Origin of the sequence: Actinacidiphila sp. DG2A-62 (assembly GCF_035825295.1) — a bacterium.
Lineage (GTDB): Bacteria > Actinomycetota > Actinomycetes > Streptomycetales > Streptomycetaceae > Actinacidiphila.
In genome coordinates, this window is record NZ_JAYMGI010000002.1 from 5,227,781 (window position 1) to 5,240,556 (window position 12,776).

The 12,776-nt window shown below is 71.6% G+C and carries 10 protein-coding genes and 1 pseudogene; all 11 read left to right on the forward strand.

Translation table 11 applies throughout. From position 1 onward, the window contains the following. Positions 1-48: 48 nt before the first annotated feature. The 11 genes and pseudogenes from VSR01_RS23465 to nuoL all read left to right on the forward strand — a co-directional run bounded on the left by VSR01_RS23465 (position 49) and on the right by nuoL (position 12,774). The gene (locus VSR01_RS23465; RefSeq protein ID WP_326451128.1) at positions 49-603 is read left to right on the forward strand and encodes a NuoB/complex I 20 kDa subunit family protein; all 555 of its coding nucleotides are present in this window, start codon (positions 49-51) and stop codon (positions 601-603) included. Next, positions 600-1,511: an NADH-quinone oxidoreductase subunit C gene (locus tag VSR01_RS23470; protein ID WP_326451129.1), complete on the forward strand. Its 912-nt coding sequence runs from the start codon at positions 600-602 to the stop codon at positions 1,509-1,511. Before VSR01_RS23465 ends, VSR01_RS23470 begins: the two co-directional genes overlap by 4 nt. Beyond that, a complete protein-coding gene (locus tag VSR01_RS23475) occupies positions 1,508-2,845 on the forward strand; it encodes an NADH-quinone oxidoreductase subunit D (RefSeq protein ID WP_326451130.1) in 1,338 nt (445 codons plus the stop codon). The genes VSR01_RS23470 and VSR01_RS23475 overlap by 4 nt, the downstream gene beginning before the upstream one ends. Further along, complete coding sequence (gene nuoE / locus VSR01_RS23480; RefSeq protein WP_326451131.1) at positions 2,842-3,606, forward strand: NADH-quinone oxidoreductase subunit NuoE; 765 nt, start codon at positions 2,842-2,844, stop codon at positions 3,604-3,606. The genes VSR01_RS23475 and nuoE overlap by 4 nt, the downstream gene beginning before the upstream one ends. Beyond that, positions 3,606-4,940, forward strand: coding sequence for an NADH-quinone oxidoreductase subunit NuoF (nuoF, locus tag VSR01_RS23485; protein ID WP_326451132.1), 1,335 nt, complete (start codon positions 3,606-3,608; stop codon positions 4,938-4,940). The genes nuoE and nuoF overlap by 1 nt, the downstream gene beginning before the upstream one ends. Beyond that, positions 4,937-7,498, forward strand: a complete 2,562-nt coding sequence (locus VSR01_RS23490; RefSeq protein WP_326451133.1) for an NADH-quinone oxidoreductase subunit G — start codon at positions 4,937-4,939, stop codon at positions 7,496-7,498. Before nuoF ends, VSR01_RS23490 begins: the two co-directional genes overlap by 4 nt. Next, positions 7,495-8,961 carry an NADH-quinone oxidoreductase subunit NuoH gene (gene nuoH / locus VSR01_RS23495; RefSeq protein WP_326451134.1) on the forward strand — a complete coding sequence of 489 codons (1,467 nt, stop codon included), beginning with the start codon at positions 7,495-7,497 and terminating at the stop codon, positions 8,959-8,961. The genes VSR01_RS23490 and nuoH overlap by 4 nt, the downstream gene beginning before the upstream one ends. Next, entirely contained in the window at positions 8,954-9,616 is a 663-nt protein-coding gene (gene nuoI, locus VSR01_RS23500) for an NADH-quinone oxidoreductase subunit NuoI (RefSeq protein WP_326451135.1), read from the forward strand. The genes nuoH and nuoI overlap by 8 nt, the downstream gene beginning before the upstream one ends. Further along, positions 9,613-10,502, forward strand: a pseudogene (locus VSR01_RS23505) (NADH-quinone oxidoreductase subunit J). The gene nuoI and the pseudogene VSR01_RS23505 overlap by 4 nt, the downstream one beginning before the upstream one ends. Next, positions 10,499-10,798 carry an NADH-quinone oxidoreductase subunit NuoK gene (gene nuoK / locus VSR01_RS23510; protein ID WP_326451136.1) on the forward strand — a complete coding sequence of 100 codons (300 nt, stop codon included), beginning with the start codon at positions 10,499-10,501 and terminating at the stop codon, positions 10,796-10,798. Before VSR01_RS23505 ends, nuoK begins: the two are co-directional and overlap by 4 nt. Positions 10,799-10,809: 11 nt before the next feature. Further along, positions 10,810-12,774, forward strand: a complete 1,965-nt coding sequence (nuoL, locus tag VSR01_RS23515) for an NADH-quinone oxidoreductase subunit L (protein WP_326451137.1) — start codon at positions 10,810-10,812, stop codon at positions 12,772-12,774. The last annotated feature ends 2 nt before the right edge of the window (positions 12,775-12,776 follow it).

Below are 12,776 nucleotides of genomic sequence, written 5' to 3' on the forward strand. Positions count from 1 at the left end.
GAGGGCCACTCAGAGAACCAGGGGACCGAGGGGACCAGGAGCCAACCCATGGGTATCGAAGAGAAACTGCCGAGCGGATTCCTGCTCACGACGGTCGAGACCGCGGCGGGGTGGGTGCGCAAGGCGTCGGTCTTCCCGGCCACCTTCGGACTCGCCTGCTGCGCCATCGAGATGATGACCACCGGCGCCGGCCGCTACGACATGGCGCGGTTCGGCATGGAGGTCTTCCGCGGGTCGCCGCGCCAGGCCGACCTGATGATCGTGGCCGGACGGGTGAGCCAGAAGATGGCCCCGGTGCTGCGGCAGGTCTACGACCAGATGCCGAACCCCAAGTGGGTGATCTCGATGGGCGTCTGCGCCTCCAGCGGCGGCATGTTCAACAACTACGCGATCGTGCAGGGCGTCGACCACATCGTGCCGGTCGACATCTACCTGCCCGGCTGCCCGCCGCGCCCGGAGATGCTGCTCGACGCGATCCTCAAGCTCCACGAGAAGATCCAGCACGGCAAGCTCGGCGTGAACCGCGAGGAGGCCGCGCGCGAGGCCGAGGAAGCCGCCCGCAAGGCACTGCCCACGATCGAGATGAAGGGGCTGCTGCGATGAGCACTCCCTCGAACCCGCCAGGCCCCGCCGACCCGTCCGGCCGGCCGGACCCGTCCGACCGGTCCGGTTCGAACGCGCCGGGACACAAGGGGCCCGAGCCGTCGGGGCCGAACCCCTCCGGCTCGCAGCAGCCCGGCCAGGGCGCGCCCGACTCGAACCCGCGCGCCTCCAGCCCGCCCGGCGACGGCGCGCCGACCACGCCGGAGCAGCGCAACGAGGGCGCGGTGCCCTCCCCGCGGGACGGCGCGGGCGAGGTCATCGGCGTCCGCCGGGGCATGTTCGGCGCCAACAACGGCGGCGACACCTCCGGTTACGGCGGCCTGGTGCGCACCGTGCGGCTGCCCGGCGCCGCCACCCGCCCGTACGGCGGGGTGTTCGACGAGATCGCCGACGAACTCGAGGGTGCGCTGGAGGAGCAGGGTCTGCCGCCCGGCGACGCGATCGACAAGACCGTGGTGGACCGCGGCGAGCTGACCTTCCACATCGCCCGCGAGCACCTGCTCCAGGTGGCCCGCACGCTGCGCGACGACCCGGCGCTGCGGTTCGAGCTGTGCACCGGCGTCAGCGGCGTGCACTACCCCGGCGACAAGGGCCGCGAGCTGCACGCGGTGTACCACCTGCGCTCGATCACCCACGGCCGGCTGATCCGGCTGGAGGTCTCGGCGCCCGACGCCGACCCGCACATCCCCTCGCTGGTCCCGGTCTACCCGACCAACGACTGGCACGAGCGCGAGACGTACGACTTCTTCGGCATCGTCTTCGACGGCCACCCCGCGCTCACCCGGATCATGATGCCGGACGACTGGCCCGGCCACCCGCAGCGCAAGGACTACCCGCTCGGCGGCATCCCCGTCGAGTACAAGGGCGCCCAGATCCCGGCGCCCGACCAGCGGAGGTCGTACTCATGAGCAACGGATACGCGTCCCCGCAGCAGGCGGAGGAGCGGGAGACCACCGAGGGCCGGGTCTTCACCGTCACCGGCGGGGACTGGGACGAGCTGGCCGAGAGCGTCGGCAAGGCCGACGACGAGCGGATCATCGTCAACATGGGCCCGCAGCACCCGTCCACCCACGGCGTGCTGCGGCTGATCCTGGAGATCGACGGCGAGACGGTCACCGAGGCCCGCTCCGGCATCGGCTACCTGCACACCGGCATCGAGAAGAACATGGAGTTCCGCACGTGGACGCAAGGCTCCACGTTCGTGACGCGCATGGACTACCTCACGCCGCTGTTCAACGAGACGGCGTACTGCCTGGCTGTGGAGAAGCTGCTCGGCATCACCGACCAGGTGCCGGACCGGGCCAGCGTGATCCGCGTGATGATGATGGAGCTCAACCGGATCTCCTCCCACCTGGTGTGCATCGCCACCGGCGGCATGGAGCTGGGCGCCACCACGATCATGATCTACGGCTTCCGCGACCGCGAGCTGATCCTGGACATCTTCGAGCTGGTCACCGGCCTGCGGATGAACCACGCCTACGTCCGCCCCGGCGGCCTGGCGCAGGACCTGCCGCCCGGCGCGGTCGACCAGATCCGCGAGTTCGTGAAGAAGTTCCGCAAGAACCTGCCGGAGTACGACAAGCTCGCCACCGGCAACCCCATCTTCAAGGGCCGCATGCAGGACGTCGGCTACCTGGACCTGGCCGGCTGCATGGCGCTCGGCGCCACCGGGCCGATCCTGCGCGCCGCGGGCCTGCCGCACGACCTGCGCAAGTCCGACCCGTACTGCGGCTACGAGACCTACGACTTCGAGGTGCCGACCGCCGACACCTGCGACTCCTACGGCCGCTTCCTGGTCCGGCTGCACGAGATGGAGCAGAGTCTGCGGATCGTCGAGCAGTGCCTGGACCGGCTCGCGCCGGGCCCGGTGATGGTCGAGGACAAGAAGATCGCCTGGCCCGCGCAGCTCGCGCTCGGCCCGGACGGCATGGGCAACTCGCTGGACCACATCAAGAAGATCATGGGCACCTCGATGGAGGCGCTCATCCACCACTTCAAGCTCGTCACCGAAGGCTTCCGGGTCCCGCCCGGCCAGGCGTACGCCGCGGTGGAGTCCGCGAAGGGCGAGCTGGGCGTGCACGCTGTCAGCGACGGCGGCACCCGCCCGTTCCGGGTGCACTTCCGCGACCCCTCCTTCACCAACCTGCAGACCATGGCGGCGATGTGCGAGGGCGGCCAGGTCGCCGACGTCATCGTGGCCGTGGCGTCCATCGACCCCGTGATGGGAGGTGTCGACCGATGAGCGCCGAAGTGTCGCTGGGAATCCCCGAGATGCCCGCTCCGGACTACCCGGCAGACGTCCGGGCCCGGCTGGAGACCGACGCCGCGGAGGTGATCGCCCGCTACCCCGGTTCGCGCAGCGCCCTGCTGCCGCTGCTGCACCTGGTGCAGTCCGAGGAGGGCTATGTCACCAGGACCGGCATCCGGTTCTGCGCCGAGGTGCTGGGCCTGACCACCGCCGAGGTCACCGCGGTCGCCACCTTCTACACGATGTACCGGCGCAAGCCCTCGGGCGACTACCAGGTCGGGGTCTGCACCAACACCCTGTGCGCGGTGATGGGCGGCGACGCGATCTTCGAGGACCTGCAGCGCCACCTGGGCGTCGGCAACGACGAGACCACCGCCGACGGCAAGGTCACGCTGGAGCACATCGAGTGCAACGCGGCCTGCGACTTCGCGCCGGTGGTGATGGTCAACTGGGAGTTCTTCGACAACCAGACCCCCGAGTCGGCCCGGCAGCTCGTCGACGACCTGATCGCCGGCCGGGAGGTCCGCCCGACCCGCGGCGCGCCGCTGTGCACGTACAAGGAGACCGCGCGCATCCTGGCCGGCTTCCCCGACGAGCGTGAGGGCGCCGTCGAGGCGACCGGCGGCGCGGGCCCCGCGTCGCTGGCGGGGCTGCGGCTGCACCGCGGCGACCCCGGCGCCCACATCGTCCCGCAGCAGGCCGAACCGCACCGGGCCGAGTCGGGAGAGGCCGAGTCGGGAGAGGAGGGCGAGTGATGACCGTGGAACCGGCCGAGAAGCTGCTCGCGCCCGTACTGTCGGAGTTCTGGGACGACCCGCGGTCGTGGACGCTGGACACCTACCGCAGGCACGACGGCTACCACGCGCTCGGCAAGGCGCTGGCGATGGCGCCGGACGACGTGATCGCCTACGTCAAGGACTCCGGACTGCGCGGCCGCGGCGGCGCCGGCTTCCCCACCGGCATGAAGTGGCAGTTCATCCCGCAGGGCGACGGCAAGCCGCACTACCTGGTGGTCAACGCCGACGAGTCCGAGCCGGGCACCTGCAAGGACATCCCGCTGCTCTTCGCCAACCCGCACGCGCTGATCGAGGGCATGATCATCGCGTGCTGGGCGATCCGTTCGAACCACGCTTTCATCTACCTCCGCGGTGAGGTCGTGCCGGTGCTGCGCCGGCTGCACGAGGCGGTCCGCGAGGCCTACGCCGCCGGCTACCTCGGCAAGAACATCAAGGGCAGCGGCTTCGACCTCGACATCACGGTGCACGCGGGCGCGGGCGCGTACATCTGCGGCGAGGAGACGGCGCTGCTGGACTCGCTGGAGGGACGCCGCGGCCAGCCCCGGCTCCGGCCGCCCTTCCCGGCGGTCGAGGGCCTGTACGCGTGCCCCACCGTCGTGAACAACGTCGAGTCCATCGCATCGGTTCCCGCGATCATCAACCGGGGCAAGGAGTGGTTCCGGTCGATGGGCAGCGAGAAGTCCCCGGGCTTCACGCTGTACTCGCTGTCCGGCCACGTCGCCCGCCCCGGCCAGTACGAGGGCCCGCTCGGCATCACCCTGCGGCAGCTGCTCGACATGGGCGGCGGCATGCGGCCGGGCCACCGGCTGAAGTTCTGGACCCCCGGCGGCTCCTCGACCCCGATGTTCACCGACGAGCACCTCGACGTGCCGCTGGACTACGAGGGCGTCGGCGCGGCCGGCTCGATGCTCGGCACCAAGGCGCTGCAGTGCTTCGACGAGACGACCTGCGTGGTGCGGGCCGTCACCCGCTGGACCGAGTTCTACGCCCACGAGTCGTGCGGCAAGTGCACGCCGTGCCGCGAGGGCACCTACTGGCTGGTCCAGCTGCTGCGCGACATCGAGGCCGGCAAGGGCGTCCCCTCCGACCTGGACAAGCTCAACGACATCGCCGACAACATCAACGGCAAGTCCTTCTGCGCGCTCGGCGACGGCGCCGCCGCCCCGATCTTCTCCTCCCTGAAGTACTTCCGGGCGGAGTACGAGGAGCACATCGAGCGCAGGGGCTGCCCGTTCGACCCGGCCCGCTCCACCGCCTGGGCCGACAAGTCCCGTACGGAGGTCAACGCGTGACCGTCACTACCAACGCACCCTCCGGAGGCGGGCAGGCGGTGCCGCCGGAGGACCTGGTCTCCGTCACCGTCGACGGGATCGGGGTGTCCGTCCCCAAGGGCACGCTCGTCATCCGCGCCGCCGAACTGGTCGGGATCGAGATCCCGCGGTTCTGCGACCACCCGCTGCTGGACCCGGCCGGCGCCTGCCGGCAGTGCATCGTGGAGATCGAGGGGCAGCGCAAGCCCGTCGCCTCGTGCACCATCGCCTGCACCGACGGCATGGTGATCTCCACCCAGCTCACCTCGCCGGTGGCCGAGAAGGCGCAGCGCGGCGTGATGGAGCTGCTGCTGATCAACCACCCGCTGGACTGCCCGGTCTGTGACAAGGGCGGCGAGTGCCCGCTGCAGAACCAGGCGATGGCGGTCGGCGACCCGGACAGCCGCTTCGACGGCCGCAAGCGCACCTACGACAAGCCGGTGCCGATCTCCACCCAGGTGCTGCTGGACCGCGAGCGCTGCGTGCTGTGCGCGCGCTGCACCCGCTTCAGCAACCAGATCGCCGGCGACCCGATGATCGAGCTGATCGAGCGCGGCGCGCTGCAGCAGGTCGGCACCGGCGAGGGCGACCCGTTCGAGTCGTACTTCTCCGGCAACACCATCCAGATCTGCCCGGTCGGCGCGCTCACCTCGGCCGCGTACCGCTTCCGCTCCCGGCCCTTCGACCTGGTGTCCTCGCCGTCGGTGTGCGAGCACTGCGCCGGCGGCTGCGCCACCCGCACCGACCACCGGCGCGGCAAGGTGATGCGCCGGCTGGCCGCCGACGACCCGGAGGTCAACGAGGAGTGGCTGTGCGACAAGGGCCGCTTCGGCTTCCGCTACGCCCAGCGCCCCGACCGGCTGACCCACCCGCTGGTGCGCGGCGCCGACGGTGAACTCGCCCCGGCCTCCTGGCCCGAGGCGCTCGCTGCGGCCGCCGCGGGGCTGACCGCGGCGCACGGCAGGGCCGCGGTGCTGGCCAGCGGCAGGCTCACCGTCGAGGACTCCTACGCCTACGCCAAGTTCGCGCGGGTGGTGCTCGGCACCAACGACGTCGACTTCAGGGCCCGCGCGCACTCCGCGGAGGAGGCCGACTTCCTGGCCGCCGTGGTCGCCGGCCGCGGGATCGACATCGGGGGCACCTCCCAGGCCGGAGGCTCTGGCGGGGGTACCTCCCAGGCCGGAGGCTCTGGGGGAGGCAAGGGCCTGACCAACCGGGCCCTGGAGAAGGCGCCCGCGGTCCTGCTGGCCGGCCTGGAGGCCGAGGAGGAGGCGCCCGGCGTCTTCCTGCGGCTGCGCAAGGCGCACCGCAAGAACAAGCAGCAGACCTACGCGCTGGCCACCCACGCCACCCGCGGTCTGGACAAGGCCGGCGGCATCCTGCTGCCGGCCGCGCCCGGCACCGAGCCGGAGTGGCTGGACGCGCTGGCCGGGGGCGTCGGCCTGGACGAGGCCGGGCGGGCCGCGGCCGAGGCGCTGCGCGCGCCCGGCGCCGCGATCCTGGTCGGCGAGCGGCTGGCCGCGGTGCCCGGCGCGCTGACCGCGGCGCTGCGACTGGCCACCGCGACCGGCGCCACGCTGGCGTGGATCCCGCGCCGGGCCGGCGAGCGCGGCGCGGTCGAGGCGGGCGCGCTGCCCGGGCTGCTGCCCGGCGGCCGGCCGCTGACCGATCCGCGGGCCCGCGACGAGGTCGCCAGGCTCTGGGGCCTGCCGGCGCTGCCGACCCGGTTCGGCCGCGACACCGGGCAGATCCTCCAGGCCGCGGCGGGCGGCGAGCTGGCCGCGCTGGTGGTCGGCGGCGTCGAGGTCGCCGACCTGCCGGACCCGCGGCTGGCCCGCGAGGCGCTGGACGCGGTCGGCTTCGTGGTCAGCCTGGAGCAGCGGCCCAGCGAGGTCACCGAGCGCGCCGACGTGGTGCTGCCGGTGGCCGCGGTCGCCGAGAAGGCCGGCACCTTCCTCAACTGGGAGGGCCGGGTGCGGATGTTCGAGACCGCGATCAAGCCCGACCAGGCCACCACCCGCCACCAGCTGCCGGACGCCCGGGTGCTGACAATGCTCGCCGACGCGCTCGACGTCGCGCTCGGCCTGTCCGACGTGCGGCAGGCCCGCGCCGAACTCGACGCGCTGGGCGCCTGGGACGGGGCGCCGGCCGGCGCCCCGCAGACCTCGCCGGTCGCGCCGCAGCGGCCCGAGCCGGGGCAGGCGGTGCTCGCCGGGCACCGGCTGCTGCTGGACCAGGGCCGGCTGCAGGACGGCGACGACGCGCTGGCCGGCACCCGGCACGCCGCGGTGGCCCGGCTGTCCGCGGCGACCGCCGCCGAGGCCGGACTCGCCGAGGGCGACCCGGTCACGGTGACCGGCCCGGAGGGCTCGGTGACGCTGCCGCTCGCGGTGACGCCGATGCCGGACCGGGTGGTGTGGCTGCCGCTGAACTCGACCGGCGGCGGCGTGGCCTCGGACACCGGGGCCCGCCCCGGCCAGGCCGTCGGCGTCGCCGCGGCGGCGGACGCCGGCGCGGCTGAATCGGAGGTCCAGGCATGAGCGCCCCCCTGGCCGCGCCCCTCGCGGCCCCCCTGTCCGCACCCCTCGGCGACGGCGCCCGGCAGTTGGCGGGCGCGACGGAGAACCTGTCGTTCTTCGGCACCGACCCGTGGTGGCTGATCGTCGTCAAGGCGGTGTTCTGCTTCGCCTTCGCGATGCTGACCGTGCTGTTCTCCATCGTGTGGGAGCGCAAGGTCGTGGCGTGGATGCAGCTGCGCATCGGCCCCAACCGGCACGGCCCCTGGGGCATGCTCCAGTCGCTCGCCGACGGCGTGAAGCTGATGCTCAAGGAGGACATCACCGTCAAGCGGGCGGACAAGGTGGTGTTCGTCCTCGCGCCGATCGTCGCGGCGATCCCCGCCTTCATGGCCTTCGCGGTGATCCCCTTCGGCCCGGCCGACGACGAGGTCTCGATCTTCGGCCACCGCACGCCGATGCAGCTGACCGACATGCCGATCGGCATCCTCTACATCCTGGCCACCGCGTCCGTCGGCATCTACGGCATCGTGCTGGCCGGCTGGTCGTCGGGCTCGACGTACCCGCTGCTCGGCGGCCTGCGCGCGTCCGCGCAGATGATCTCGTACGAGATCGCGATGGGCCTGGCCTTCGCGGCGGTGTTCCTCTACTCCGGCTCGATGTCCACCTCCACGATCGTCGCCTCGCAGCACGACCGCTGGTACGTGATCCTGCTGCCGGTGTCGTTCCTGGTGTACATCGCGACGATGGTCGGCGAGACCAACCGCGCGCCGTTCGACATGCCGGAGTCCGAGGGCGACCTGGTCGGCGGCTTCAACACCGAGTACAGCTCGATCAAGTTCGCGCTGTTCATGCTCGCCGAGTACGTGAACATGGTGACGGTCTCCGCGGTCGCCACCACGCTCTTCCTCGGCGGCTGGCGGGCCCCCTGGCCGATCACCACCTTCTGGGACGGCGCGAACCACGGCTGGTGGCCGATGCTCTGGTTCGTCATCAAGGTCCAGCTGCTGCTGTTCTTCTTCATCTGGCTGCGCGGCACCCTGCCCCGGGTCCGCTACGACCAGCTGATGAAGCTCGGCTGGAAGGTGCTCATCCCGGTCTCGATGGTCTGGCTGATGCTGGTCGCCGCGGTCCGCGCGATGCGCAACGAGGACTACGACTTCACCAAGATCGTGCTGTACATCGGCGGCGCGGTCCTCGCGCTGCTGCTGATCTCGCTGCTCGTGGACCTGTTCAGGGACCGCGGGGAGAAACAGGCGCAGGCCGCGGGCGGTCCGCTGGCCCCGCCGGACCGGTTCGACCCGATGGCCGGCGGGTTCCCCGTACCGCCGCTGCCGGGACAGCAGGCGCAGCAGGTGCCGCGGCGGCCCAGCCGGGCGCAGCGCCAACTCGTCGGCGCGAACGGCCCGAACGGCCCGGGCGGCCCGGCCGGCGCCGCGGACGGGTCCACCGAGGACGCACAGAAGACGGAGGACGGCGATGCCTGAGTTCCTCGGCCCGGTCGCAGGCTTCGGCGTGACCTTCAAGGCCATGTTCAAGAAGCGGCTGACCGAGCAGTACCCGGAGTACAAGAAGCCCACCGCGCCGCGGTTCCACGGCCGCCACCAGCTCAACCGGCACCCGGACGGGCTGGAGAAGTGCGTCGGCTGCGAGCTGTGCGCGTGGGCCTGCCCGGCCGACGCGATCTACGTGGAGGGCGCGGACAACACCGACGAGGAGCGCTACTCGCCGGGGGAGCGCTACGGCCGCGTCTACCAGATCAACTACGCCCGCTGCATCCTGTGCGGCCTGTGCATCGAGGCGTGCCCGACCCGGGCGCTGACGATGACCAACGAGTACGAACTGGCCGACCGGACCCGCGAGTCGCTGATCTTCACCAAGGAGCAGCTGCTGGCCGGCCTGGAGGAGGGCATGGTCGACTCGCCGCACGCGATCTTCCCCGGCATGGACGAGGGCGACTACTACCGCGGCGCGGTCACCGAGGCCGCGCCCGGGACCGTACGGCAGGTCGCGGTCTCCAAGGGCGAGAAGGCGGACGAGACGATCGTGCCGGGCCCGGCGGCCGAGGACGACGCCGCCGCCGACGCCGAGGTGACCGCGCCGGGCGGCACGACCCCCGCCGGGACGGGGGCCGAGGCATGACCCCCACGCTGTCGCTGGCCGCCGACACCCTCGCGGTCACCACCAGGACCTCCACCGGCGAGGCCGTGCAGTTCTGGATCCTGGGCACCGTCGCGGTGCTCGGCGCGCTCGGCACGGTGCTGATGAAGAAGGCCGTGCACAGCGCGCTGTCGCTGGCCGGCACGATGATCGTGCTCGCCGTCTTCTACCTCGCGCAGGGCGCGTACTTCCTGGGCATCGTGCAGATCGTCGTCTACACCGGCGCGATCATGATGCTGTTCCTGTTCGTGGTCATGCTGGTCGGCATCACCGCGGCGGACTCCCTCAAGGAGACGCTGAAGGGGCAGCGCTGGATGGCCGCGGTGTGCGGCCTCGGCTTCGGCATCCTGCTGATCGCCGGCATCGGCAACGCCTCGCTCGGCACCTTCGCCGGCTCCGGCCAGGCCAACGCCGGCACCGGCGGCAACGTCCAGGGCCTGGCCCGGCTGGTCTTCACCGACTACGTGTGGGCGTTCGAGATCACCGGCGCGCTGCTGATCACCGCGGCGGTCGGCGCGATGGTGCTGACCCACCGCGAGCGCACCGAGGAGCGGCAGAGCCAGCGCGAGCTGTCCGAGGCCCGGGTGCGCGAGGGCAGGCACGTCACGCCGCTGCCGGCCCCGGCACCTACGCCCGGCACAACGCGGTGGACATCCCGGCGCTGCTCCCCGACGGCACGCCCGCCGAGCTGTCGGTCAGCTCCACGCTGCGCGACCGCGGCCAGGTGCGGGACGTGACGCGGGACGCGATGCGCCGACTGGCCGCGCTGGACCAGGCGTCGGGCGAGTGGCTGGGCCGCAAGGGCCTGGAACCCGCGAAGCCCGGCGCGTCGTCGGCGTCCGACCGGACCGAGGAGGGTGCGAAGTGAATCCGGCCAACTACCTGTACCTCGCGGCGCTGCTGTTCACCATCGGCGCGTCCGGTGTGCTGATCCGGCGCAACGCGATCGTGGTCTTCATGTGCGTGGAGCTGATGCTGAACGCCTGCAACCTGGCGTTCGTCACCTTCTCCCGCATGCACGGCAACCTCGACGGGCAGGTGATCGCCTTCTTCACCATGGTGGTCGCCGCCGCGGAGGTCGTGGTCGGGCTGGCGATCATCGTGTCGATCTTCCGTTCGCGCCACTCGGCCTCGGTCGACGACGCCAACCTGATGAAGCTGTAAGGGGCTGCGCAGTGGAAACCCTGATCGGACTGCTCGTCGCGGCGCCACTGCTGGGCGCGGGCATCCTGCTGACCGGCGGCAAGCGGCTGGACCGCACCGGCCACCTGCTCGGCACACTGCTCGCCCTGGTGTCCTTCGCCCTCGGCGTGGCGCTGTTCGCCGACATGCTGGGCAAGGACGCCGACCAGCGCACCCTGACCTCGCACCTGTTCACCTGGGTGCCGGTCCAGGGCTTCCAGGCGCAGGTCGGCTTCCAGCTCGACCAGCTGTCCATGACGTTCGTCCTGCTGATCACCGGGGTGGGCTCGCTCATCCACATCTACTCGATCGGCTACATGGAGCACGACGAGAAGCGCCGGAAGTTCTTCGGCTACCTCAACCTGTTCCTCGCGGCGATGCTGCTGCTGGTGCTGGCCGACAACTACTTCCTGCTGTACGCCGGCTGGGAGGGCGTGGGCCTGGCCTCGTACCTGCTGATCGGCTTCTGGCAGCACAAGCCGAGCGCGGCGACGGCGGCGAAGAAGGCGTTCCTGGTCAACCGGGTCGGCGACATCGGCCTGTCGGTGGGCATCATGCTGATGTTCACCACCTTCGGGTCGTTCGCCTTCGCCGACGTCTTCCCGAAGGTCGGCCAGGCCTCGGGCTCGCAGCACGCCACGGTCACCGGCATCGGCTTCATGCTGCTGCTGGCCGCCTGCGGCAAGTCCGCCCAGGTGCCGCTGCAGTCCTGGCTGGGCGACGCGATGGAGGGCCCGACCCCGGTCTCCGCCCTCATCCACGCGGCGACCATGGTGACCGCCGGCGTCTACCTGATCACCCGCTCCGGCGCGATCTTCAACGCCGCGCCCGACGCGCAGACCGCGGTGGTCACCGTCGGCGCGGTCACGCTGCTGTTCGGTGCGATCGTCGGTTGCGCCAAGGACGACATCAAGAAGGCGCTGGCCGGCTCGACCATGTCGCAGATCGGCTACATGATCATGGCCGCGGGCCTCGGCCCGATCGGCTACGTCTTCGCGATCATGCACCTGGTCACCCACGGCTTCTTCAAGGCCGGGCTGTTCCTCGGCGCCGGCTCGGTGATGCACGGCATGAACGACGAGGTCGACATGCGACGCTACGGCGGCCTGCGCAGGTACATGCCGGTCACCTTCGTCACCTTCGGCCTCGGCTACCTGGCGATCATCGGCTTCCCCGGACTGTCCGGCTTCTTCTCCAAGGACAAGATCATCGAGGCGGCCTTCGCCAAGGGCGGCACCGAGGGCTGGATACTCGGCGCCTGCGCCCTGGTGGGCGCCGCGGTCACCGCGTTCTACATGACCCGCGTGATGCTGATGACCTTCTTCGGCGAGGAGCGCTGGAAGGACGCCGGCGGCCGGGAGGCGACCCCGTCGCCGCAGGAGCCGTCGGTGGAGCCGGCCGCCGCGCACAGCGCGCACGGCGCCCCGCACCCGCACGAGTCCCCGGCCTCGATGACCATCCCGATGATCATCCTGTCCTTCGGCTCGGTCTTCGCCGGCGCCCTGTTCAGCATCAACTCCTCCTTCCTGCACTGGCTGGAGCCGGTCACCGGCCACAGCGAGGGCGACTCGCCGGTCAGCACCGGCGCCGTCACCGCCGGCACCATGGTGGTGCTGGTCCTCGGCGTCGCGGTGGCCTGGCTGATGTACGGGCGCCGGCCGGTGCCCGCGGTCGCGCCCCGCGGCAGCCTGCTGACCCGGGCCGCCCGGCGGGACCTGCTGCAGGACGACATCAACCACGTGGTGCTGGTCCGCGGCGGCGAGCACCTCACCCGGTCGCTCGTCTACCTCGACCACTCCCTGGTGGACGGCGTCGTCAACGGCACCGCCGCCTCGGTCGGCGGCCTGTCGGGACGGCTGCGCAAGCTGCAGAACGGCTACGTCAGGTCGTACGCGGTCTCGATGCTCGGCGGTACCGCGGTGGTGGTCGCCGCGACCCTTCTGATGAGGGCGGTCTGAAC

Bases quoted from the DNA above. Each gene is read 5' to 3' on its own strand.
- VSR01_RS23475 (WP_326451130.1), top strand. From the start codon at position 1,508: ATGAGCAACGGATACGCGTCCCCGCAGCAGGCGGAGGAGCGGGAGACC.
- nuoH (WP_326451134.1), top strand. From the start codon at position 7,495: ATGAGCGCCCCCCTGGCCGCGCCCCTCGCGGCCCCCCTGTCCGCACCC.
- VSR01_RS23465 (WP_326451128.1), top strand. From the start codon at position 49: ATGGGTATCGAAGAGAAACTGCCGAGCGGATTCCTGCTCACGACGGTC.
- nuoE (WP_326451131.1), top strand. From the start codon at position 2,842: ATGAGCGCCGAAGTGTCGCTGGGAATCCCCGAGATGCCCGCTCCGGAC.
- nuoI (WP_326451135.1), top strand. From the start codon at position 8,954: ATGCCTGAGTTCCTCGGCCCGGTCGCAGGCTTCGGCGTGACCTTCAAG.
- VSR01_RS23470 (WP_326451129.1), top strand. From the start codon at position 600: ATGAGCACTCCCTCGAACCCGCCAGGCCCCGCCGACCCGTCCGGCCGG.
- nuoF (WP_326451132.1), top strand. From the start codon at position 3,606: ATGACCGTGGAACCGGCCGAGAAGCTGCTCGCGCCCGTACTGTCGGAG.